Here is a 21,982-nt window from a genome sequence, read left to right as displayed (position 1 = left end):
GTCTCACTGGACCCGATAGGGGGTTACACCGATGGTGAGCGATGTGCGCCAGTCCGACGGGTGCCCGGACCTCGAGTTCACGCTCAAGGGCGGCGAGCACGCCCTGCACGCCGAAGGCGACCTGCGCGCCGGCCGGCGCTGGTTCGAGTCCGCCTACCGGGCGGCCGAACTCGGCGGTGACGGCGAGGGGCTGGCCCGCGCGGCACTCGGGCTGGGCGGCGTCTGGGTGCACGAGCACCGCACGGCCGCCGAGGCCGCGGCGGTCCGCGCCCGCCAGAAGCGCGCCCTGGCCGCCGTCGAGCCCGGATCGCCGCTGGCCCTGCGGTTACGCGCCCGGCTGTGCGCGGAGGAGGACTACCGCACCGGCCGGCACACCGCGATCCTGCACGTCCTGGCCCAGGCCCGGCTGGCCGGCGACATGGTCGCCGTCGCCGAGGCGCTCAGCCTCGCCCACCACTGCCTGCTCGGCCCCGCGTACGGCCCGCTCCGCCTCGAACTGGCCGAGGAGCTCATCGGCCAGGCCTCGCACACCGGACGGCACGGCGACCTGGTCATGGGCCTGGTCTGGCGGACCGTCGACCTCTTCCTCGCCGGCGAGCCGCACGCCACCCGCTCCCTGGCCGAACTCCGCGGCACGCTCAAGCGCCGCGAGCACCTGGCCGGCTCCTTCGTGGTCCGCGCCATCGACGTCATGCTCGCCATCCGCGCCGGCCGGCTGGCCGAGGCCGAGGAACTCGCCCTGGAATGCGCCGAGAGCGGCGCCGCCGCCGGCGACATCGACGCCACCATCTGGTACGGCGCGCAGATCCTGACCATCCGCTGGTTCCAGGGCCGGCTCGGCGAGCTCGTCCCCGCGCTGACCGAACTGGTCAACTCGCCCGACCTGTCCACCCTCGACTACTCCTACACCGCCGCCCTGGCGATGGCCGCCGCCGGCACCGGCAACCGCCGCCTCGCCTCCGGCCTGCTAGCCCGGCTGCGCGGCGGCGACCTGCCGAGCTCCAGCATCCTGCTCGTCTCCCTGTACGGCATGGCGGAGACGGCCTGCGAGATCGAGGACGCGGGGACCGCGGCACAGCTCTACGAGCGGCTGCTGCCGTACGCGAAGCTGCCCATGATCGTCAGCCTGGGTGCGACCTGCTTCGGCTCGGCGCAGCACGCCCTCGGGGTCGCTGCGCTGACCACGGGGGCGGTGGACCTGGCGATCCAGCACTTCCGGGCCGCGGTGCGCGACAACCTGGCGCTCGGGCACTGGCCGGCGGCGGTGCTGTCCCGCTGGCGGCTCGCCCAGGCGCTGGCCCGGCGGCACGGACCCGGCGACGAGAGCGCGCGACGCGAACGCGCCCAGGCCGAGGACGAGGCGGCCGAGCTCGGGATGGCGCTGCCGGCCGAGTCCACCCCGCGCGCGCACGTCGAACGGCGGGGCCGCCAGTGGCACGTCGAGCTCGGCGGGCGCGTCGCGCTGGTCGACCACAGCGTGGGGATGGGCTACCTGGCCACGCTGCTGGCCAACCCAGGACGCGAGATCCGCGCCGCCGACCTGGCCGGCGGGTCGGAGGACGGGGTGACCAACCAGCCCCTGCTCGACGGGCAGGCCGAACGCACCTACAAGGAGCGGCTCAACGAGCTGGAGAGCGACATCGAGGAACTGGAGGCGATGTACGACACCGAGCGGGCCACCGCGCTGCGGGCCGAGCGGGACTGGCTCATCGCCGAACTCGCCGCCGCCACCGGGCTGGGCGGGCGGGTGCGTAGCTTCACGGGCAGCGACGAGCGGGCCCGCATCGCGGTCGGCAAGGCCATCCGGCGGGCGCTGGCCCGCATCGCCGAGGTGGACCCCGTCATCGGGGCCGAGCTCAAGGCCGGCGTCCACACCGGCCTCCGCTGCAGCTACCGCCCCCGCTGACGCGCCTCGCGCCACCTTCGCCCCGCCTTCCACCCGTGGACTGTGCACGGCCCGCGCTCGTCTGCGGTTCCTGCCGCGTGGACGCCCGCCTGCCCGCACTCTGTCGCTTGGGCGGTCCGCCTCGGCTGCCGGTTTCTGTCGGCGGGGCGGCGTACGCTCGCCCTGATGATTACCACCCTGGCCGTCGAGAACTACCGCTCCATCCGCAGCCTGGTGCTCGAGCTCTCCCAGCTCACCGTGATCACCGGCGCCAACGGCAGCGGCAAGTCCAACCTCTACCGCGCCCTGCGCCTGCTCGCCGACGCCGGGCTCGGCGGGGCCGTGGGCGCGCTGGCCAGGGAAGGCGGCCTGGAGTCCACCCTGTGGGCCGGCCTGGAACACCCCGGCGGGGCGGTCCGCCGGGGCGAGCGCCCGGTCCAGGGCACCGTCCGGTCCGGGCGGATCAGCCTCAAGCTCGGCTTCGCCGGCGACGACCTCGGCTACGCCGTCGACTTCGGCATCCCGATCCCCGGCGAGAGCCTGTTCAACCACGATCCCGAGATCAAGGCCGAGTCCGCCTGGGGTGGCCCCATCCTCCGGCCCGCCACCCTCCTGGCCGAACGCCGCGGCCCGGTCGTCCGCCTGCGCGGCTCCGACGGTTGGGAGCACGTGCCGTACCGTCTCAGCCCCTTCGACAGCATGCTCACCGAGGTGATGGACCTCGACCTCGTCAGCGTCCGTGAGCGGCTGCGCTCGTGGCGGTTCTACGACCACCTGCGCACCGACGCCGCCGCCCCGGCCCGGCACGCCCAGATCGGCACCCGTACCCCCGTGCTCGGCCACGACGGCGCCGACCTGGCCGCCGCCCTCCAGACCATCAACGAGATCGGCGACGCCGACGCGCTCGCCAAGGCCGTCGAACACGCCTTCCCCGGCAGCCGGGTCGAGATCGTCCCGCTGGGTGGCGGCCGCCTCGAACTCGGCTGGCGCCAACACGGCCTGCTGCGCCCGTTGACCGCCGCCGAGCTTTCGGACGGCACCTTGCGTTACCTGCTCCTCGTCGCCGCCCTGCTCACCCCCCGGCCGCCCGCGCTCCTCGTCCTCAACGAGCCGGAGACCAGCCTCCACCCCGACCTCCTCACCCCCCTCGCCGACCTGGTGGCGACTGCTTCACGTACCACCCAGATCGTCTTGGTCAGCCACGCCCGCCCTCTCGTGGCCGCCTTGCGTGACCAGGGGGCACAGACGGTTGAGCTGGTGAAGGAGCTCGGCGAGACCACCATCTCCGGCCACGGCCCCCTCGACGGCCCCGCCTGGACCTGGCCCAAACGCTGACCCACCGCTTTCCAGCCTGGGGATGCCCCCTGTACGGCGACCACCCCGCACCCCCACCCCACCGATGCGGCGAGAGGCCGTGCGGGAGGGTGGTGCTCCTGTGCGGTGGGCAGCCCGCCCGCCGCCCCACCGATGCGGTGAGAGGTCGTGCGGGAGGGTGGTGCTCCTGTGCGGCGGGACCCCGCCACCACCCCACCGATGCGGCGAGAAGCCGTGCGGGACGGTGGTGATCCTGTGCGGCGGGGACCTGGCCGCCGCCCCACCGATGCGGCGAGAGGCTGCGCGGGAGGGTGATGATCCTGTGCGGTCGCGAGCGGGGTGACTACAGAGTCCGGCTCAGCCCCGGCGCTCGGGTCGGATCGCCGGTGTGCAGAGCGCGCAGTGCGGGCGGCGGGGGTGGACGCGCTGGTGGCGGCGAGGGCGGGGCGGCGATTCGGGAGGTGGGGCAGCCGGTGGCGGGCCACCGAGGGCAGAAGGCGACGCTGGGTTAGCAGGGGCGGGTGCAGGGGCGGACGCGGGGGTGTTGGCGGAGGCGGCATCGGGGTCAGTGGTGAGGCCGGGGGTTGCGGCGGCGCCCGGGTTAGCGCTGGGGCTGGGGGTCGCGGCGGGGTGGGCGGGGAGGGGGTCAGAGGTGGGATTAGAGGTGGCGGGGCCGGCGGCGGGACTAAAGGGGGGCGTGGGGGCGGAGGCGGAGGCGGCAGGGTCGGGGGTGGGGCTGGAGGTGGCGGCGAGGCGGCGGGTGGGATCCGGGGTGTGACCGGGGTTGGGGGTGGTGGGGCTGGCGGTGAAGCCGGGGTTGGGAGTGGCGGTGGAACCGGGAGTCGTGCGGGGGCCGGGGGCGGGACTCAGGGTGGGGGTGGAGCCGAAGGTTGAGGGAGCGCCGGTGGCGGGGGTGGAGTCGAAGGTTGAGGGAGCGCCGGTGGCGGGGGTGGAGTCGAAGGTTGAGGGAGCGCCGGGCGTGGGGGTGGAGTCGAAGGTTGGGGGAGGGCCGATATTGGGCGTCCCGAAGGTTGACGGAGCGCCGACAGTGGGCGTGGAGACAACCAGGGGGGCGGGGAGGATGAGGGGTGGGCGGTCGGTGGGGTTGAGGGAGGAGTCGTTCGTGAGGATGGCCAGCTCCAACCGCCGAAGCTCCGCCGACGGCTCAAGCCCAAGCGCCTCGCAAAGGTGCCGCCGAGCGTCCCGGTACGAGGCGAGGGCCTCGGCCTGGCGGCCGGAGCGGTAGAGGGCAAGCATCAACTGCGCCCGGAACCGCTCCCGCAAGGGATGCTCCCGAACGAGCACGGACAGCTCCCCGATGAGCTCGGAGTGGCGGCCAAGGCGAAGGTCGGCGTCGATGCAGTCGCCATGAACGGCCAGCCGTTCCTCCTCCAGCCGGGTGGCCTCCTGGTGAAGGACGGGGGTGGCGTCCAGGCCGGACAAGGCGGGGCCACGCCAGAGGCCGAGGGCGGCACGGAGGAGGTCGCTGGCCCCGGCGAGCCGACCTGCCATGAGGGTCTGGCGCCCTTCGTGGGCGAGGCGTTCGAAGCGGCGGGCGTCGACGGCGTCGATCGGGGTGCGCAGGGCGTAGCCGTTGGTGCGGTGGACGATGACCTCGGCGGTGCCGAGGAGCCGGCGCAGGCGGTGGAGCTGGAGGCGGAGCCGCCGACCGCCCTGGTCGCCGGCGTCGGGGCCCCAGAGCGAGTCGATGAGCAGGTCGCTGTGGACGACCGCGCCCGGGCGGCACAGGAAGAGCGCCAGCAGGGCCTGCTGCTTGCCTGATCGGACGGGCAGCACGCGGTCGCCTTCGCTGACTTCCAGAGCGCCCAAGATTCCGAATCGCAGCCCGAATTCCATGGTCGCTCCAGGAGGATGCGCAGTGATTTTTGACTAAAGGAGGATAAAGCCTGCCTGGGTGCCGCATTGGCTGATCGGCGAGAAACGGGCCTGGAACTCAAGTGAAACTCTCTGATCTCACACTGTCTTCATCATTCGGCTGCCTAAGTCGCTAATGGCGGCACGTAGGAGATAAATCCGTGAAAAAAGGCTATATAGCGTGGACCGCCCTCCCGATAGCACTCGGCCTCACGGCATCGCCATTGCCGCAGAAGCCGCTTAAGCAAGAAAACGGGCAAACCCCAGCGCATGCCGCACCGGATCGGGGCGAGGTGGCCCGGCCCAAGGTGGAGAAGGGCAAGCCCCTGCCCAAGGCGACCGGCCTGGCCCCGGTGCCGGTCGACGGCCGGTTGAAGGCCGGGGCGGAGGCCGGGGCGGAGGGCGCGACCCGGTCTCTCGCCACCGCGGGCGAGGTCCAGGCGGCGCCGGTGACGTCGAAGGTGGGGCTGCGCGCCCTGGTGGTGGGGGTGGACGCCGACGACTTCGGGGTCGCGACGTGGAAGGCGGTCCTGGACCGGGTCGGCCTGCCGTACGACGTGGTCCTGACCAGGACCGAGGCGCTGCCCGAACTGCTGCGGGCGGACGGGGCGGGCCGGTACAACGCGATCCTGCTGACCAACAACGCGCTGCTCTACCACGACGGAAACGGCTATGTGAGCGGCCTGGACGCCCAGGAATGGAACGGTCTATGGGCTTACGAGCGTGACTTCAAGGTCCGCCAGGTCTCGCTCTACACCGCCTACGGCACCTACCCCGAGGACTACTGCCTGCGGCCGGGCAGCGAGGGCGGCAACCCGCTGACCGCGACGATGACCGGCCAGGGCGCGCCGATCTTCGACTACCTCAAGCCCACGGCGAGCATCCCGATCACCCTGTCGTACGTCTACAAGAGCACGATCCAGCCCGGCTGCGCCGCCGAGCCGATCCTGCAGTCGGGCTCGGACGTGCTGGGCGTCAAGAGCACGAGCGCCGACGGCCGCGAGCGCGCGGCGCTGACCTTCACCTCGAACCAGTACCTGCCGCAGGCCGACCTGCTCACCTACGGCCTGCTGCGCTGGGCGACGCGGGGCCTGATGCTGGGCGAGCGCAAGCACTACCTGAACGTCGACGTCGACGACTGGTTCTCCTACACCGACCACCTGCAGGCCAACGGCACGGTCAACAGCAACCCGGGCTTCCGGATCTCCCAGGCCGACGCGCAGAGCACGCTCAACCAGCAGAACGCCTTCCGCGGCGCCAACCCGCTGGCCGGCGCCTTCAAGCTGAACATCGCCTACAACGGCGAGGGCTCCAACCCCAACGGCCTGACGCTGTGCCTGCTCAACCTGGGCGGCGAGCCGCTGAGCAACTGGTCGAGGTGCAACCAGAGCGTGTTCACGTGGATCAACCACACCTTCACCCACCCGAAGATGAACACCACCGACTACGCGACCAGCCTGAACGAGATCAACCAGAACCTCGCCCGCGCCGGCCAGCTCGGCCTGGCGGTGGACAAGACGGTGCTGAAGACCGGCGAGTACTCCGGCCTGGGCGTTTACCACCCCGACCCGAACAACGACATCGACCCGCCCACCGACTACGGACTGAACGCCTCCAACCCGCACCTGCTCAAGGCGGCCAAGGACGCGGGCGTGAAGTACCTGCACGGGAACATGTCGTTCCCCAGCCACAGGCCGAGCTGCTTCAACTGCGGCACCTACCACCCGATGGAGCCCTCGCTCCTGGTCGTCCCGGACTGGCCGGTCAACATCGCCTACCACGTGACGACTCCGGCCGAGGAAACGCTCTTCTACAACTCCTATTACGGGCCTAACGGTAAATTCCCCTACTGGCCCACCGACCAGACGTATACCCAAATAGTCGGGCACGAGGCTGATGTCGCGCTTCAGCATGTGATGTCGGGATCTGTCTATGCGCACACCTTCCACCAGGGCAACCTGCGCAACTACGGCGGGAACAAGAACCTGACCTTCGACTGGCTCAACGCCGTCGCCGCCAAATACAAGAACTGGTACAACGTCCCCCTGCTCACCCCCGACTGGGGCGGCCTGGCCGGCTACGTCGCCGGCCGCAACGCGCACTTCACCGCCCTGTCCGCCGGCGCGGACGCCGTCCACGACCGCACCGCGGGCACGGTCACCTTCACCTCCCCGGTCAACGGCTCGGTCCTGGCCACCAACGCCGGCGGCACCGCCTACGGCACCGACAGGACCGCGACGATCACCCTCACCGCGAACACCCCTGTCACCGTCCCGGCGGGTGCGCGTCCGTGAAGGTGACCCTGGTCTCCGAAGGCACCTACCCCTTCGCGATGGGCGGCGTGAGCGTCTGGATGGACCAGCTCATCCGCGGCATGCCCGACCACCGGTGGGGCGTCGTGACGCTCACCGTGGACGGCGCCGAACGCCCGGTCTGGGAGCTCCCGGACAACCTCGACGAAGTCGTCTCGATGCCTTTGTGGCCGACCACCCCGCTCCGGCGCTCCACGCGGGCGCCGGAAACGGGGTTCCACGAGCCCTACGGCGAGTTCCTGCGCATGATCCTCACCCCGGCGGTGATGGGCGACGGCAGCAGGGAGTTCCTGGACATCCTGCGCCGCCTGTCCGCCTGCGAGGACCTGGTCGGCGCGCTGACCAGCGCGGAGGCGCTCACCCAGCTCATGGACTGCTGGTACTGGAACCGGCTCGACGGCATCAACCTGGCCGACGGCATCACCGCCTCGCACCTGCTGGGCCACATGCTGCGCCCGCTGGCCGCCGAGCCGATCCGCACCGACCTGACGCACGTGGCGATGAACGGCCTGAGCATGCTGGTCGCGATGGCCGCCAAGTGGCGGTACGGCACGCCGATCGTGCTCTCCGAGCACGGCGTCTACCTGCGTGAGCGTTACCTGCAGTACCTGACCGAGCCGGTGAGCCACCCGGTCCGCGTGCTGCTGCTGAGCTTCTTCCGCCGGCTGGCCGGCGCCTCCTACGCCATCGCCGACCGCATCGCGCCGCACTCCTCCTACAACAAGCGCTGGCAGGTGCACGGCGGCGCCGACCCCGAGCGCATCCACGTGATGTACAACGGCGTCGACCCGGCCGACTTCCCGCTCGCCACGAGCGAGCCGGAGCGCCCGACGCTGGTCTTCATGGGCCGGATCGACCCGCTCAAGGACCTGCACACGCTGATCCGCGCCTTCGCCATCGTCCGCGACAAGCTGCCCGACGCGGTGCTGCGCATCTTCGGCGGCACGCCCGAGGGCAACGAGACCTACCACGCGAGCTGCGTGGCGCTCATCGCCGAGCTCGGGCTGGAGGGCTCCGCCGTCCTGGAGGGCCGGGTGTCCACCCAGGTGGAGGCCTACCACGCCGGGCACGTCGTCGCGCTGACCAGCATCTCCGAGGGCTTCCCGTACACCGTGGTCGAGGCGATGGCGTGCGGGCGGCCGGTGGTCTGCACGAACGTCGGGGGAGTGGCCGAGGCGGTCGCCGACGCCGGGCTGGTCGTCGCGCCGCGCGACCACGTCGCGGTCGCCGAGGCGGCGATCCGCCTGCTGACCGACCACCACCTGCGCCACCGGCTGGGCGCGGCCTCGCGCGAGCGCGTCATGGAACGGTTCACCCTCCAGCAGTCGCTCGACGACTACCGACAGGTCTACGAGGAGCTCCTGCCATGAGCGAGGAGCTGGCCCGCCGGCTCAACCCGAAGCTGGTCCAGGCGGTCGAGCCGCTCCAGGTGGCCGCGGCCCTGGAGTCCGAGGGGCTGAACGACAAGATCGCCCGCGACCGGTACGGTCACCACGACGTCTTCTCCCTGGCCGAGGCGGTCTACGCCCGCCTGGTGCGGGAGTCGGAGCCGCCACCGGGCGGCGTGCGGCGGCGCTCGCGGGCGTTCGCGCAGCTCAGCCACGGCCTGCTGTACGCGATGCCGGGCGCCCTGCTGCCGGCCGCCTCCGCGCTCGTCGGGGCGCGGTGGCTGATGCCCGGCCTGGTGCTCACCACCGGCGCGGGCTGGGTGCTGGGCGGCTGCCTGGCCAGGTTCGGGTACGGCACGCCCGCCGCGGCTGGCACGGCGTTACGCCTCGGCCTGCTGCTGGGCGCCGGGATCGCCGCCGCGATCGGCCTGGCGTTGCAGGCCCCGCCCGCGCTGCTGGCGCTCTGCGTCGCCCAGATCACCTTCCAGCTCTGCTCCGGGATGTTGCTCATGCACCGGCGCGAGGGCGTCATGGCGGTGCTGATGGCGCCCGGCGTGCTGGCCGGGGCGCTGTACCTGGCGATCGGCGAGCCTGTGGCGGCCGTCCTGGCCGTGACCGTGGGCGCCGGGTGCATCGCCGCGGTGGCCTGCGCCGCCGTACTGCTCACCAGGGAGCAACGCGCACCGGTCCGGGCGCCGGCGGGACTGCCGGCCGGGCTGGCGCACACCGCGCTGACCGCGCTCTTCCTGCTCCAGGCGGAGGCGCGGTACGTGGTCGAACGGCCGGACCTGGCGGTGGCCGGGGCCGGGCTGGTGCTGGGCATGGGGGTGCTCGAGTACCGCGCGCACTGTTTCGAGGACGACGTCCGCGGGGTGACCAGGCAGGTCTGCTACCCCGTCGAGTTCACCAGGCAGGCCCAGCGCCTGCTGCTGCACGGGCTCGGCTGGTGCCTGGCCGCGCTGGTGGCGCTGTCGGCGCTGCCGTTCCTGTTCGTCGCCCTCACCCCGGAAGGGGTGGTGATGGCGCTCGCGCACGTCGTGCTCGGCGGCGCCTACTACCTGTCCTTCCTCCTGGCCAACCAGGGCCGGGTGGCCGAGCTGTGCCTGGCCCAGGGGGCGGCGCTGGTGCTGCATCCGGGCATCAGGCTGGCCGCGCCGCTGCCGGTGCTCTCCGACACCCTGCTCTTCCTGGCCGCCTGCCTGCTCTTCCTGTGCCTGCTGCTCGTCCTGACGGCCTCGCGGCTGCGGGACGTGTGGGCCTACCGATAAGGAGAACTTCCCCATGCACGTGGTCATCCTCGCGGGCGGAAAAGGCGTGCGCCTGCGCCCCTACACCTCGGCGCTGCCCAAGCCGCTGGTGCCGATCGGGGAGGAGTACGCCATCCTCGACATCATCCTGCGCCAGCTCACCGCGCAGGGCTTCAGCAGCGCGACGCTGGCCGTGGGCCACCTGTCACCGCTGATCAGGGCCTTCGTGGGGGACGGCTCGCGATGGGGGCTGCGGGTGGACTACACCGAGGAGGTCCAGCCGCTGTCCACCATCGGCCCGCTGTTCTCCATCCGCGACCAGTTGCCCGAGCACTTCCTCGTCATGAACGGCGACGTGCTCACCACGCTCAACTACGCCGAGCTGCTGGCCTCGCACAGCGGCTCCGGCGTGCCGCTGACGGTCGCGACCGCGCCCCGCGTCGTGAAGATCGACTTCGGCGTGCTGGAGGCCGGGGCCGGGTTCATCACCGGCTTCCGGGAGAAGCCGCTGCTGTCCTACCTGGTCAGCATGGGCGTCTACGCGCTGTCCAAGCAGTCGATCATGCATTACCCGGAGGGCATGGCCTTCGGCTTCGACGAGCTCGTCCTCGACCTGCTGGCCCGCGACACCCCGCCCGCGGTCTACGAGTTCGACGGCTACTGGCTCGACATCGGCCGCCCGGACGACTACGACGAGGCCAACGCGCGCTTCGACGAGTTCCGCGGCCTGCTGCTGCCGCAGGAGCCGGAGCCGGTCCGATGACCGCGATCCTGCTGCTCGGCGGCTCGGGTTTCATCGGCCGGCACGTTCGCGCGCTGCTGGAGGCCGACCCGCGGGTCACCTCCCTGACCTGCGCCGGCCGCGCCCGGCTCGACCTGCTGAACGCGGGCACCGCCGAGGTCGCGGAGCTGCTGAGGGAGAGCGGCGCCTCGGTGGTCCTCAGTTGCGTGGGCCGCCTGACCGGGCCCGCCGACCTGCTCCTGCGGGCCAACGCCGGGGTGGTCGCGCAGCTCATCGAGGCGATGGGCCAGGTCTGCCCGCGGGGCCGCCTGGTCCGGCTGGGCTCGGCGGCCGAGTACGGCGTGACGCCGCCCGGCACCGCCGCCGGGGAGGACGACCCGGCCCGGCCGGTGAGCTTCTACGGCGTCAGCCACCTGGCCGGGACCGGCCTGGTCGGGAACGCCCCGGTCGAGGCGCTCTCGCTGCGCGTCTTCAACCCGGTCGGGCCGGGCGTCTCCGCCCAGAACGTGCTGGGCCGGGCCGCCGCGCTCTTCGCCGAGGCGGTCGCGACCGGCCAGCGTGCGGTCCGGATGGGCTCGCTCGGGGCGATGCGCGACTTCGTGGACGTGCGCGACGTGGCCGCCGCGGTGGTCGCCGCCGCCTTCGCCGGGCCCGCCGGGGTCTACAACGTCGGCAGCGGCCAGGCCGTGCCGGTGCGCCTGCCGGTGCGGCTGCTCGCCCAGGAGGCGGGCTTTTCCGGGGAGATCCTGGAGGAGGAGGACGAATCGGCCCGCTCGGCCGGCGTCACCTGGAGCCAGGCCGACATCGCCCGGGCCCGCCGCCTGCTCGGCTGGTCGCCGCAGATCCCGCTGACCGCCTCGGTGCGGGAGATGTGGCTGGAGCTGGAGGGCGCCCGGTGCGCGGCCTCCTCGCCCTGACCCTGGTCCTCGCCACGGCCTGCTCGCCGTCCGGCGCGGTTCCGGGCCCGGCCTCCGGTACGGCAGGCAAGCCGGTGCGCTCGTTCGCCTACCAGCTCCAGGGCTACCCCGGCGGCAGGCTCGACCACCTGGCGAAGGCGCCGCACGACCTGGCGATCATCGACCTGTCGCGGGACGCCACCGTCCCGGGCTACTTCGGCCGCGAGGAGATCGAGCGGCTTCGCCGTACCGGCAAGAAGGTCCTGGCCTACTTCGAGATCGGCTCGATCGAGGAGTTCAGGACCGAGTTCCCCGCCACCGACGGCCTGCGGCTCAACCGCTGGGACGAGTGGCCGGACGAGCACTTCGTCCGCTTCTGGGAGCCGGCGTGGTGGGACCGGGTGATCCGCCCGCGGGTGGACCAGGCGGTCCGGGCCGGGTTCGACGGCGTCTACCTCGACACCCCGCTGGCCTACGAGGAGATCGACCTGAAGCTGGTGCCGGGGGAGAGCCGGGCCTCGCTGGCCCGGCGGATGGCCGACCTGGTCATCCGGATCTCCCGGCACGCACCCGGCCTGCTGGTCTTCCCGCAGAACTCGCCGGAGCTGCGCGAGCAGCGCGGCTACACCGAGGCCATCGACGGCATCGGCATGGAGGACCTGTTCTTCCGCGACGACCGGCCCTGCACGGAGGACTGGTGCGCCGAGAACCTCGCCGGCGCGAAGGCCCTGCGCGAGCTCGGCAAGACCGTGCTCGCCACCGACTACGCGACCTCCCCGGCCAACGTCCGTGCCGCGTGCGCCAAGTACGCCGAGCACGGCTTCGCCGGCAACGTCACCACGCTCGATCTCGATCACATAGGGAGACCCTGCAATGCCTGAAGTCGTAGGTGTCGTCGGCCTGGGCTACGTGGGCCTGACGCTCACCGCCGCCCTGGCCCGCAAGGGCTACGTCGTCCACGGCGTGGACGCCAATCCGGCGGTCGTCGAGGCGCTCTCGCACGGCCGCATCCACCTGTTCGAGCCGGGCGTCGAGGAGGTCTTCGCCGAGCACCTGGGCAAGACCGTCTTCATCGGCTCGGCCCTGCCCGACGTGCCGCTGGACGCGGCGATCCTGTCGGTCTCCACCCCGGTGTCCGGCGGCTCGCCCGACCTGGCCAACCTGGAGGCCGCGGCGCGCTCGGTCGGCGCCGCGTGCGGCCCGGAGACCCTCGTGGTGGTGCGCAGCACCGTGCCGGTCGGCGCCAGCCGCGGCGTCGTGCTGCCCCACCTGGCCGAAGGCGCGCGGCTGGTCATGGCGCCCGAGCGCACCATCCAGGGCCAGGCGCTGCGCGAGCTGGTCGAGCTGCCGCAGGTGGTCGGCGGCCTCGACGAGGCGTCCCTGGCGGCGGGCGTCGCGCTGTTCGAGGGGCTGGCCGACCAGATCGTCCCGGTGTCCTCGCTGGAGGCGGCCGAGCTGGTCAAGCTCTCCAACAACTGCCACACCGACCTGATCTACGCCTACGGCAACGAGCTCGCCCTGGTCGCCGAGCGGCACGGGCTCGACCCGCTGGAGGTCATCCGCGCCTGCAACCTCGACTACCCGCGGCCCGACCTGGCCAAGCCCGGGTACGTGGGCGGCGGCTGCCTGTCCAAGGACCCGTACATCATGCTCGCCAGCGGGGGCTCCGACCTGGTCCGCGCCGCCCGCGCGCTGAACGAGCGGCTGCCCGTGCACGTCGCCGAGCGCCTGGTGGCGCAGGTGCGGGAGGTCTTCGGCAGCACGGAGGGCATCCGGCTGTCGGTGCTCGGCTGGGCCTACAAGGGCTGGCCGGCCACCGACGACATGCGCGGCACCCCGATCGAGGCGATGCTGCCGGTCTTCGCCGCCGCCGGGCTGATCGTCCAGGGCCACGATCCGCTCGTCCCCGAGGAGGTGATCCGGCAGTACGGCGGGCAGCCGATGAGCCTCGACAAGGCGATCTCCTCGGCCGACGCGCTGCTGGTGATCAACGACCATCCCGACTACCGGGAGCTGGCGGTGGACTGCTCGCGGATCCGCGTCGTCTTCGACTCCTGGCGCATCCTCGACGAGGCGGCGGTGCGCGCCCAGGGCGCCCGCTACGCCGGGATCGGATACGCGCGATGAGGGCCCTGCTGCTGGGCGGCGCCGGCTTCATCGGCCTGCACCTGGCCCGCCGGCTGCTGGCCGACGGGCACTCGGTCACCATCGCGGACGACTTCTCGCGCGGCAGGCACGACTTCACCGACTTCACCGACATCCGGTCCTGCGACCTGACGGATCCGGCGTCGTACGCCGACCTGGACCCGGCCGGGTGGGACCACGTCTACCTGCTGGCCGCCGTGGTCGGCGTGCGCAACGTCGAGGCCGACCCGGCCCGGGTGCTGCGGGTCAACTCGCTCGTCGCCCTCCACCTGCTCGACTGGATCCGGCCCGGCCAGCGGCTCTTCTTCGCCTCCACCAGCGAGGCCTACGCCGGAGGCGTCTCCACCGGGCTCGTGCCCGTCCCCACCGCCGAGGACGTGCCGCTGGTCATCGAGCAGGTCGCCGCGCCGCGCTTCAGCTACGCCATCAGCAAGACCTTCGGCGAGGCCGCAGTTCTGCACAGCAAGGCGAGCGCGGTGGTCGGGCGCTTCCACAACGTCTACGGGGCGCGGATGGGGGTGGACCACGTCATCCCGGAGCTGTCGCTGCGGGCGTTGCGGGGCGAGGACCCGTTCGTGCTCTACGGGGCCGACCAGTCGCGGGCCTTCTGCCACGTCGACGACGCGGTCGAGGCGATGGTGCGGCTGATGGCCTCGCCGTACGAGGGGGTGGTGCACATCGGCAATCCCGAGGAGACGAACATCGGCGACCTGGCCAAGCTGATCCTGCGCATCGCGGGGGCGGACCCGGCCGTCCGGGAGGTGCCCGCGCCCGCGGGCTCGGTCGCGCGGCGCTGCCCGGACATCTCGCTGCTGCGCGAGGTCACCGGCTTCGTGCCCCGGGTCGGGCTGGAGGACGGGGTGGCGCGGACCTTCGCGTGGTATCGCGAGCACGTGTTCCAGGAGGTCTCGTGAGGGAGCCGATCTGCTTCTACTACGGCGACGGCGAGCTCGACCGGCTCTCCCGCTTCGAGAAGGTCGTCCTCCAGGCCGACTTCTACAGCCCCGCCCAGCTCGGCCGGCTGCGCGGGCGAGGCGTGCACACGCTGGGCTACCTGTCGCTGTCGGAGGACGTCGGCCCCTCGGCGCCCTGGCAACGGGCCGAGCGCAACCCCGACTGGGGCGGCGCGTTCGTGCACGTCGGCGACCCCGGCTGGATGGCGCACGTCGTCTCCCAGGCGCGGGACGCGATCGGCCGCGGCTTCGCCGGGCTCTTCCTCGACACGCTCAACCTGGAGCAGACCTACCCCGAGGACCTGCCCCACCTGCTCACCCTGATCGCGGCCATCCGGGAGGAGGCGCGGCCGGACTACCTGCTGGCCAACCGGGGGTTCGGGCTGTTGCCGCAGCTCGCGGCGCTGGTGGACGGCATCCTGTTCGAGTCGTTCTCGGCCCGGTGGGTGGACCTGGAGACCTACGCGCCCTGGCCGGACGACGTGCTGTCCTTCCACGGCGTGGTGGCCGAGCAGTTGCTGGAGTACGACCTCGACCTGTACGCCCTGGACTACGCGGACAACGAGGAGCTCACCCGGTTCGCGTATCAGCGGGCCCAGGAGTTCGGGATGCTCTGCTTCGTCAGCGACCGGGCGCTGTCGAGGGTGTGAACCGGCCGGTGGCGGATCCCGTCGGACTCCGCCACCGGCCTCCGTCCTACGGCTTGCGGCCGATCGCGCCGTGCGCGTCGATCGGCGTGACCTCCTCCGCGCCCTCCTCCAGCCGCCAGTGCGAGATCGGCGCGAGGCCCGGCTCGACCAGCTCCAGGCCGGCGAAGAACTCGCCCATCTCGGCGAGCGAGCGCAGGTGGTACGGCACGGCCCCGCTCTCGGCCAGCTTCTCGCTGCCCTCGGCCACCGCGTCGCCGGTCGCCGTGCCGTCCCACAGGACCAGGTGGCTGCCCGACGGCAGCGCGCCGACGACGCGGTCCACGATCGACCTGGCCGCCTGGTGGTCCTCGACGTAGCCGAGCACGCCCATGAACATCACCGCGATCGGCTTGGTGAAGTCGAGCACGTTGTGCGCGTCCTCGACGATCAGCTCTGGCTCGTTGTAGTCGCCGTCGAGGTAGGCGGTGACGCCCTCGGGCGTGGTGTTCTTCAGCAGCGCCCGCGCGTGCACCAGCACCAGCGGGTCGTTGTCGACGTAGACGATGCGCGAGTCCGGGGCGAGCCGCTGCGCGATCTCGTGCGTGTTCTGCATGGTCGGCAGGCCGGTGCCGATGTCCAGGAACTGCCGGATGCCCGCCTCGCCGGCCAGGTAGCTCACCGCGCGGGTCAGGAACTTCCGGGACTGCTGCGCCATCCGGACGATGTCCGGGTACACCGCGGCCACGGCGTCGCCGGCGGCGCGGTCGGCCTCGAAGTTGTCCTTCCCGCCCATCCAGTAGTTCCAGATCCGGGCGGCGTGCGGGATCTCGGGGTGGATCCTCGCTTCGAGGTCCAGGCGCTCGTTCGGCATGGTCGGTGGCTTTCTGGGTTGTTCGCGCAGGGATGTTACGAAGATCGTAAGCCGCGGCACCGTTTCGGACCGCCGAATCCACATAAATGCCCACAGAGCGACTTTGGAACGATCCATATGCGAGCTCGCGCGAAGCCGCCTAGCCTGCCCCGGGTCCGGGATCGCCGCCGCGAAAACCATGGCCACGGACGCGGCGGCGCTCCCTCTGTCCAGCCTCGAAAGCCCATGAGGAGAACCATGACGATCCTGGTGACGAGCGCGACCGGCACCGTGGGACGGCACGTCGTGACGGAACTGCTGAAGGCCGGCCAGTCCGTCCGCGCGCTCACCCGCCGTCCTGAGACCGCTGCCCTCCCGGCCGAGGCCGAGGTGCGCGGGGGCGACCTCGACCAGCCCGACACCCTCCGCGCCGCACTCGCCGGGGCGGAGCGGCTCTACCTGTTCCCGGTCCCGGAGACCGCGGCCGAGGTCGTGGCGCTCGCCGTCGAGTCCGGCGTGCGCCGCATCGTCCTGCTGTCCGGCGCGGGTGCGGACGACGACGCCTTCGACACCGGCTACCGCGTCGTCGAGGCGGCCGTCCAGTCCTCCGGCGTGGACTGGACCTGCATCCGTCCGGGCGAGTTCGCCGCCAACTGGCTCGACTGGGCCCCGGCGATCCGCGCCACCCGCACCCTGTCCCGGCCCTACGCCCAGGCGGTCACCCAGCCGACCCATGAACGCGACATCGCCGCCGTGGCCGCCGCCGCCCTCCTCCAGGACGGCCACGAAGGACGCACCCACACCTTCGCCGGGCCCGAGGCCCTGACCGTCGCCGCCCAGCTCGACACCATCGCCAAGGCGCTCGGCGAGCCCATCCGTCTCGACGAGCTCGACCCCGCGGCGGCCCGGACCCAGTGGATCTCCGACGGCTACCCGCCCGAGGTCGTCGACTGGCTCTTCGGCCTCTGGGCCACGCCCGCCTCGCTCAACGCCGAGTGGGCCGAGGTCGTCCCCGCCCTCACCGGCCGCCCGGCCCTGACCTTCGCCGACTGGGCGAACGAGCACGTGGCCGCGTTCAGATAGCCCGCGTCCTGACGCCGAGTGGCGCGGCCCGCCGGACCGCGCCGCTCCTTTCTCGGGGCCGCTTTCAGAACGTCAGCACCACCTTCCCGCTCAGCCCGCCCTGGTGGAACCGCTCGTGCGCGGCCCGCACCTGCTGCAGGCCGTACTGCGAGTCGACCCGGACCCGCAACCCACCGCCGTCCACCGCGGCCGCCAGCAGCGCGAGGCCCAATCCGTCCTCCCGAACCTGATGGACCGTGGTGCGCACCCCTCGATGCGACAGATCGGGCACCATCCCGGCCTGGGTGGCGATCGACGCATACCGCCCACCGTCGGCGACAGCATCCACCACGAAAGCCCCGAACGTATCGAAGACCGCGTCATACCCGCCCGCCCGCAGCTCGCTGACGTCGGTCGTGGCAGACCTGGCCCCCAACCCCTGCACCACCGCCACCTGCTCCGGCCTCGCCACCAGCCCGTCCACATGCGCCCCGCGCGCGGTCGCGAGCTGTACGGCCAGCCCGCCCACCGCCCCCGCCGCCCCGGCCACCAGCACCCTGTCGCCTGGCCCGACCTCCAGCCAGTCGAGGGTCTGCAACGCCGTCAGCCCCGGCAGCGGCAGTCCCGCCGCCTCCGCCAGACTGATCGACCCCGGCGCCCGCGCGATCGACCCCGCCGCAACCGCCACCAGGTCCGCCCATGTCCCCCGCCCGGTCTCGAGCTGGTGCACCATCCCGAACACCCGCTCGCCCACGGCCAGCCCGCTCGTCCCCGGCTCCACCACGACCCCGGCCAGCTCCCAGCCCAGCGTCATCGGCACCGGCGGCGTCCCCTCCCCGATGCCCCCGCTGCGGGTCTTGTCGTCCACGGGGTTGACGGCCGAGGCCACCACCCGCACCAGCACCTCCCCGTCCCCGGCGACCGGCTCCGGCACCTCCACCAGCCTGAGCTCGTCAAGCCCGCCGAAGCGGTCGATCTGTACGGCCCGCATGTCCAGCCCCCACTTGTTGGATGAGCATCCAACAATAACCCCGCCCGGCGATCACCTCCTCAGCGCCCACAGGGCGACCACCATGAGCAGGGCGACCAGCCCGCCGCACACCATCACGGCCGAGACGGAGAAGGCGTCGACCACCCGCCCCCCGAGGAACGCGCCGAGCGCGAAGGTCGCCTGGAAGGCCGAGGTGAAGACGACGGTGGCGGCTTCGGGCGCGTGCGGGGCGGCGGACATGAACGACGCCTGCGAACACACCGGCACCCCGCCGTAGGCCACGCCCCAGACCATGAGCAACACCACGGCCCCGACGGCCGTGCCGCCGATCGAGGGCAGCAGCAGGGTGGCCGCCGCGATCAGGGCTCCCGCGGTCGCGTAGGCGGCTCGCAGGCGGGTGGCGGTGGCCTTGCCGGCCAGGAAGTTGCCGGCGATCCCGGCGACGCCGTACGCCAGCAGGACGGCACTGACCGCCGCCGGAGCCAGCCCGGTGACGTCCTGGAGGAAGGGCGTGACGTAGGTGTAGGTGCCGAAGTGGGCCAGCACGATGAGGAAGGTGGCCACCAGCGCGACGGCCGCACCCCGGCTGCGCAGCAGGTCGAGCAGCACGCGAAGGCTGGTGACCTGATGGGCCGGCAGGGGCGGCAGCAGCACCAGCAGCGCGACCAGGACCACGACCGCCAGCGCGGCCAGGACCCAGAAGGCGGTCCGCCAGCCCGCGAGGTCGCCGATGAACGTCCCGGCCGGAACCCCGAGCACCGACCCCAGCGGCACCGCGGAGAAGATCACCGCCGTGGCGGTCCCGACCGCGCGCGGCGGCACCAGGCGCCCGGCCAGTCCCGCCCCGATCGACCAGAACCCGCCGATGGTGAGGCCGACCAGCACCCGGGAGGCCAGCATGACCCAGTAGGACGTCGCCGTCGCGGCCAGTACGTCGGCCACGGCCAGCACCGCCATGAGGACGCACAACATCATCCGCCGGTCCAGCCGCGCGGTGGTCAGCGTGACGACCGGCGCGGCGACCGCCGCGACGATCCCGGGCAGGGACATGGTCAGCCCGGTCGTGCCGTCGGAGATGCCGAAGTCGGCGCCGATCGCGGTCAGCAGGCCGATGGGCAGGATCTCGCTGGTGACGATGGCGAAGATGCCGAGCATCAGCGCGGTGATCGCGAGCCAGTCGATCAGGGGCGAGCGGGTGCGGGCGAGCGTGGCGGTGGACATGGTTCCCGTTCAGGCTGGTGGGCGAGTGAGGCGGCACCCAGCCAAACAGCGATCGACCCCTCGCCACCGGCACGTTTCGGACGCGACCAGTGGCCGCCCTCGCCCGCTACCGGGAGCCGTCGGGCAGCCCGAGTGACCTGATCAGGTCCTTCATCTCGGCCCGGTACAGGTCGCCCGGCCGCAGGGCCTGCGGCCCGAGGTGCCCGTAGATCTCCAGCGCGACCAGCCCGTGCATGCGCCCCCACAGCCGCAACGCCAGGGCGAGCGCCGCCGGGGGCAGGTCGGGGAAGGCCTCCCGGACGGTGGCCACCAGCCCGGGGGCGAACGCCTCCCAGGCCACGTCGTCGTCCTGCACCGCCTCGGCGTACGGCCAGGCCGCGGCGGCCAGCCCGGTGAGCCCGAGGCAGGCCCGTTTGGCGGCCTTGGGCGCCGGCCCGCCCTCGGGCGGCTGGTAGCCGGCCACCGGATCGCCGTAGATCAGCCGGAAGCCCTGCGGGTTGGCCAGCGACCACTCGCGCAGCGCGGTGGCCCAGGCCAGGATCCGCCCGGCGACGTCCTCGTCCGGCAGCGCGTCGCGGGCGGCCTCCACATGGTCGACGAGCGCGCCGTACACGTCGTTGATCAGCTCGGTGATCAACGCGTCGCGGGTGTCGAAGTAGCTGTAGACGGCGCTTCCGCTCATCTCCAGGTCCCGGGCGATGGCCCGCAACGAGATCGCGTCCGGGCCTCCCTCGGCCAGGTGCCGCAGGGCCGTCGCCTTGATGTCGGCGGTCGTCTGCGCCCGCAACCGCGCCCGTCTCCCCAGAGTCTGCTGTCCCACGGTTGACATCGTACAGCGCTCCGATACAGTGCGGCGTATGAAAGTTGTGCGCCGCACGGAAATCGTTCGGCGCACAATGCTAGCTGTCTACCAGGGAGAATGACGTGGCGAACGTGGTGCTGTTCGATCGGCTGGGCGGTCCCGAAGTGCTCCGGCTCGCGGAACTGCCGCTGCCCGAGCCGGGCGAGGGCGAGGCGCTGGTCCGCATCGACGCGATCGGGCTGAACCGGGCCGAAGCACTGTTCCGCTCCGGCGGGTACTACTACCAGCCCACCCTTCCCGCCTCCCGCCTGGGCAGCGAGGCAGCGGGCCTGGTGGAAGCGGTCGGCCCCGGGGTGACGGACTTCGCCCCGGGCGACCAGGTGAGCGTGCTGCTGGTCGGCATGGGGATGTCGGAACTCGGCGTCTACGCCGACCGCGTGGTCGTGCGGGCGGAGGCCCTGCTGCCGCGGCCCGCGTGGGTGGACGCCCCCGTCGGGGCCGCGACCTGGCTGTCCCACCTGACCGCCTACGGCGCGCTGCTGGAGGTCGGCCGCCTCCAGCCCGGCGACCCCGTGCTCATCACCGCCGCCTCCAGCAGCGTCGGCACCGCGGCCATCCAGGTCGCCGGCCAGATCGGGGCCGTGCCGATCGCCGTGACCCGCAGCTCCGCCAAGACCGAGCGCCTGCTCCAGGTCGGGGCCGCGCACGTCATCGCCACCGATCGCGACGACCTGGCCGAGCGCGTCCGGGACCTCACCGGCGGCAAGGGGGCGCGCGTCGTGTTCGACTCGGTCGGCGGACCCGGCCTCACCGCCCTCGCGGAGAACGTCGCCGAGGACGGCGCGCTCATCGTGTACGGCTGGCTGGACCCGCGCCCGGCGCCCCTGCCCATGAACTGGCCGCTCAACGTGCACGGCTACGGGGCGCACCACGTCACCCGCGACCCCGCCCGGATGCGCCGGGCCACCGCCTTCATCACCGCCGGTCTGCGCACCGGCGCGCTCACCCCGGTGATCGACCGCACCTTCGACCTGCGCGACATCGCCGAGGCCCACCGTTACATGGAGACCAACGGCCAGACCGGCAAGATCGTCGTCACCGTCCAGCACTGAACCCGACCGTGCAGCACTGGACTCGGAGGAGCCCCCTGATGAGCACCACGCCCGCGGACACCATCCAGCGCCTCATCGACGCCATCAACGAGCGCGAACCGGGCCGCCGCCGATCCCTGATCGAGCAGACCTTCACCCCCGACGGCGCCTACACCGACCCCGACGACGACGTCCAGGGCTACGACGCGCTCGACGCCCTCTTCGACCGGCTCCAGCACCAGGCACCACCCGAGCTGCGCTTCAGCCTGCTCGGCCAGGTCGACGCCCACCACCACCAGGCCCGCTTCACCTGGCAGTACGGGCCCGCCGACGCACCGGCCGCCCTGGCGACCGGCGGCGACGTCGCCGTCTTCCACGAGGGCCGCATCCACCGCCTGTACGCCTTCTTCGACCAGCCCTGATCCCTCGTCTGTGCGTGTTCCTTGCCACCAGGCGGGGCACCCGAGCAGCCGGCCCCTCCCCACATCCCACCTCGCTGCCTTGCGGAGATCACCCCACCCCTTGGGGGTCCGGGGCCGGGAGGCCACCGGTGTGGGGGAGCTAGGCTCCCTCACGAGG

Annotated in this window: 19 protein-coding genes; 14 read left to right on the top strand and 5 right to left on the bottom strand. The window is 72.4% G+C overall.

From position 1 onward, the window contains the following. Positions 1–31: 31 nt before the first annotated feature. Both ACIBG7_RS01915 and ACIBG7_RS01910 read left to right on the top strand, forming a co-directional pair. The gene (locus tag ACIBG7_RS01915) at positions 32–1,906 is read left to right on the top strand and encodes a hypothetical protein (RefSeq protein WP_397334865.1); all 1,875 of its coding nucleotides are present in this window, start codon (positions 32–34) and stop codon (positions 1,904–1,906) included. A 165-nt stretch (positions 1,907–2,071) separates the two neighbouring features. Further along, a complete protein-coding gene (locus ACIBG7_RS01910) occupies positions 2,072–3,220 on the top strand; it encodes an AAA family ATPase (RefSeq protein WP_357917286.1) in 1,149 nt (382 codons plus the stop codon). Between the two features lie 336 nt (positions 3,221–3,556). Here the strand turns inward: ACIBG7_RS01910 and ACIBG7_RS01905 are convergent, their stop codons facing one another. Further along, complete coding sequence (locus tag ACIBG7_RS01905) at positions 3,557–5,029, bottom strand: BTAD domain-containing putative transcriptional regulator (RefSeq protein WP_397334864.1); 1,473 nt, start codon at positions 5,027–5,029, stop codon at positions 3,557–3,559. Positions 5,030–5,367: 338 nt separating this feature from the next. Between ACIBG7_RS01905 and ACIBG7_RS01900 the strand changes: the two genes are divergently transcribed. The 9 genes from ACIBG7_RS01900 to ACIBG7_RS01860 are packed head-to-tail and all read left to right on the top strand — an operon-like array spanning position 5,368 to position 15,407. Beyond that, the gene (locus tag ACIBG7_RS01900; RefSeq protein WP_397334863.1) at positions 5,368–7,368 is read left to right on the top strand and encodes a hypothetical protein; all 2,001 of its coding nucleotides are present in this window, start codon (positions 5,368–5,370) and stop codon (positions 7,366–7,368) included. Next, on the top strand, positions 7,365–8,756 hold the full coding sequence (pelF, locus tag ACIBG7_RS01895) for a GT4 family glycosyltransferase PelF (protein WP_357917294.1): 1,392 nt from the start codon (positions 7,365–7,367) through the stop codon (positions 8,754–8,756). The genes ACIBG7_RS01900 and pelF overlap by 4 nt, the downstream gene beginning before the upstream one ends. Further along, entirely contained in the window at positions 8,753–10,042 is a 1,290-nt protein-coding gene (locus tag ACIBG7_RS01890; RefSeq protein ID WP_397334862.1) for a hypothetical protein, read from the top strand. The genes pelF and ACIBG7_RS01890 overlap by 4 nt, the downstream gene beginning before the upstream one ends. A 13-nt stretch (positions 10,043–10,055) precedes the next feature. Then, positions 10,056–10,784: a sugar phosphate nucleotidyltransferase gene (locus ACIBG7_RS01885; protein ID WP_357917300.1), complete on the top strand. Its 729-nt coding sequence runs from the start codon at positions 10,056–10,058 to the stop codon at positions 10,782–10,784. Further along, positions 10,781–11,680: an NAD-dependent epimerase/dehydratase family protein gene (locus ACIBG7_RS01880; protein ID WP_397334861.1), complete on the top strand. Its 900-nt coding sequence runs from the start codon at positions 10,781–10,783 to the stop codon at positions 11,678–11,680. The genes ACIBG7_RS01885 and ACIBG7_RS01880 overlap by 4 nt, the downstream gene beginning before the upstream one ends. Then, positions 11,659–12,540, top strand: a complete 882-nt coding sequence (locus ACIBG7_RS01875) for an endo alpha-1,4 polygalactosaminidase (protein ID WP_397334860.1) — start codon at positions 11,659–11,661, stop codon at positions 12,538–12,540. The genes ACIBG7_RS01880 and ACIBG7_RS01875 overlap by 22 nt, the downstream gene beginning before the upstream one ends. Next, positions 12,533–13,786: a nucleotide sugar dehydrogenase gene (locus ACIBG7_RS01870; protein ID WP_357917308.1), complete on the top strand. Its 1,254-nt coding sequence runs from the start codon at positions 12,533–12,535 to the stop codon at positions 13,784–13,786. Before ACIBG7_RS01875 ends, ACIBG7_RS01870 begins: the two co-directional genes overlap by 8 nt. Then, positions 13,783–14,718: an NAD-dependent epimerase/dehydratase family protein gene (locus ACIBG7_RS01865; protein ID WP_397334859.1), complete on the top strand. Its 936-nt coding sequence runs from the start codon at positions 13,783–13,785 to the stop codon at positions 14,716–14,718. Before ACIBG7_RS01870 ends, ACIBG7_RS01865 begins: the two co-directional genes overlap by 4 nt. Then, entirely contained in the window at positions 14,715–15,407 is a 693-nt protein-coding gene (locus ACIBG7_RS01860) for a hypothetical protein (protein ID WP_397334858.1), read from the top strand. The genes ACIBG7_RS01865 and ACIBG7_RS01860 overlap by 4 nt, the downstream gene beginning before the upstream one ends. Before the next feature lie 46 nt (positions 15,408–15,453). Here the strand turns inward: ACIBG7_RS01860 and ACIBG7_RS01855 are convergent, their stop codons facing one another. After that, positions 15,454–16,257, bottom strand: a complete 804-nt coding sequence (locus ACIBG7_RS01855) for an SAM-dependent methyltransferase (protein ID WP_397334857.1) — start codon at positions 16,255–16,257, stop codon at positions 15,454–15,456. A 237-nt stretch (positions 16,258–16,494) separates the two neighbouring features. Between ACIBG7_RS01855 and ACIBG7_RS01850 the strand changes: the two genes are divergently transcribed. After that, positions 16,495–17,319: an NAD(P)H-binding protein gene (locus ACIBG7_RS01850; RefSeq protein WP_397334856.1), complete on the top strand. Its 825-nt coding sequence runs from the start codon at positions 16,495–16,497 to the stop codon at positions 17,317–17,319. Positions 17,320–17,383: 64 nt separating this feature from the next. Here the strand turns inward: ACIBG7_RS01850 and ACIBG7_RS01845 are convergent, their stop codons facing one another. From ACIBG7_RS01845 to ACIBG7_RS01835, 3 genes are all read right to left on the bottom strand, one after another. Beyond that, positions 17,384–18,289 (bottom strand): NADP-dependent oxidoreductase, encoded by a 906-nt coding sequence (locus tag ACIBG7_RS01845; RefSeq protein WP_357917321.1) that lies wholly within the window; start codon positions 18,287–18,289, stop codon positions 17,384–17,386. Positions 18,290–18,340: 51 nt separating this feature from the next. Next, on the bottom strand, positions 18,341–19,510 hold the full coding sequence (locus tag ACIBG7_RS01840) for an MFS transporter (protein ID WP_397334855.1): 1,170 nt from the start codon (positions 19,508–19,510) through the stop codon (positions 18,341–18,343). A gap of 106 nt (positions 19,511–19,616) precedes the next feature. After that, a complete protein-coding gene (locus ACIBG7_RS01835) occupies positions 19,617–20,330 on the bottom strand; it encodes a TetR/AcrR family transcriptional regulator (RefSeq protein WP_357917325.1) in 714 nt (237 codons plus the stop codon). Positions 20,331–20,434: 104 nt separating this feature from the next. Here ACIBG7_RS01835 and ACIBG7_RS01830 point away from each other — a divergent pair, with 104 nt between their 5' ends. Both ACIBG7_RS01830 and ACIBG7_RS01825 read left to right on the top strand, forming a co-directional pair. Next, the gene (locus tag ACIBG7_RS01830) at positions 20,435–21,424 is read left to right on the top strand and encodes a zinc-dependent alcohol dehydrogenase family protein (protein WP_397334854.1); all 990 of its coding nucleotides are present in this window, start codon (positions 20,435–20,437) and stop codon (positions 21,422–21,424) included. Between the two features lie 38 nt (positions 21,425–21,462). Then, positions 21,463–21,825, top strand: coding sequence for a nuclear transport factor 2 family protein (locus ACIBG7_RS01825; protein ID WP_397334853.1), 363 nt, complete (start codon positions 21,463–21,465; stop codon positions 21,823–21,825). Positions 21,826–21,982 lie beyond the last annotated feature (157 nt).

The sequence above is a fragment of the Nonomuraea sp. NPDC050328 genome, from assembly GCF_044459405.1.
Lineage (GTDB): Bacteria > Actinomycetota > Actinomycetes > Streptosporangiales > Streptosporangiaceae > Nonomuraea.
This window is presented reverse-complemented; position numbering and strand designations above follow the sequence as displayed.

Excerpts from the sequence above, each read along its gene's own strand:
- ACIBG7_RS01915 (WP_397334865.1), top strand. The coding sequence starts at position 32 with ATGGTGAGCGATGTGCGCCAGTCCGACGGGTGCCCGGACCTCGAGTTC.
- ACIBG7_RS01910 (WP_357917286.1), top strand. The coding sequence starts at position 2,072 with ATGATTACCACCCTGGCCGTCGAGAACTACCGCTCCATCCGCAGCCTG.
- ACIBG7_RS01890 (WP_397334862.1), top strand. The coding sequence starts at position 8,753 with ATGAGCGAGGAGCTGGCCCGCCGGCTCAACCCGAAGCTGGTCCAGGCG.
- ACIBG7_RS01885 (WP_357917300.1), top strand. The coding sequence starts at position 10,056 with ATGCACGTGGTCATCCTCGCGGGCGGAAAAGGCGTGCGCCTGCGCCCC.
- ACIBG7_RS01880 (WP_397334861.1), top strand. The coding sequence starts at position 10,781 with ATGACCGCGATCCTGCTGCTCGGCGGCTCGGGTTTCATCGGCCGGCAC.
- ACIBG7_RS01870 (WP_357917308.1), top strand. The coding sequence starts at position 12,533 with ATGCCTGAAGTCGTAGGTGTCGTCGGCCTGGGCTACGTGGGCCTGACG.
- ACIBG7_RS01865 (WP_397334859.1), top strand. The coding sequence starts at position 13,783 with ATGAGGGCCCTGCTGCTGGGCGGCGCCGGCTTCATCGGCCTGCACCTG.
- ACIBG7_RS01855 (WP_397334857.1), bottom strand. The coding sequence starts at position 16,257 with ATGCCGAACGAGCGCCTGGACCTCGAAGCGAGGATCCACCCCGAGATC.
- ACIBG7_RS01850 (WP_397334856.1), top strand. The coding sequence starts at position 16,495 with ATGACGATCCTGGTGACGAGCGCGACCGGCACCGTGGGACGGCACGTC.
- ACIBG7_RS01845 (WP_357917321.1), bottom strand. The coding sequence starts at position 18,289 with ATGCGGGCCGTACAGATCGACCGCTTCGGCGGGCTTGACGAGCTCAGG.
- ACIBG7_RS01840 (WP_397334855.1), bottom strand. The coding sequence starts at position 19,510 with ATGTCCACCGCCACGCTCGCCCGCACCCGCTCGCCCCTGATCGACTGG.
- ACIBG7_RS01825 (WP_397334853.1), top strand. The coding sequence starts at position 21,463 with ATGAGCACCACGCCCGCGGACACCATCCAGCGCCTCATCGACGCCATC.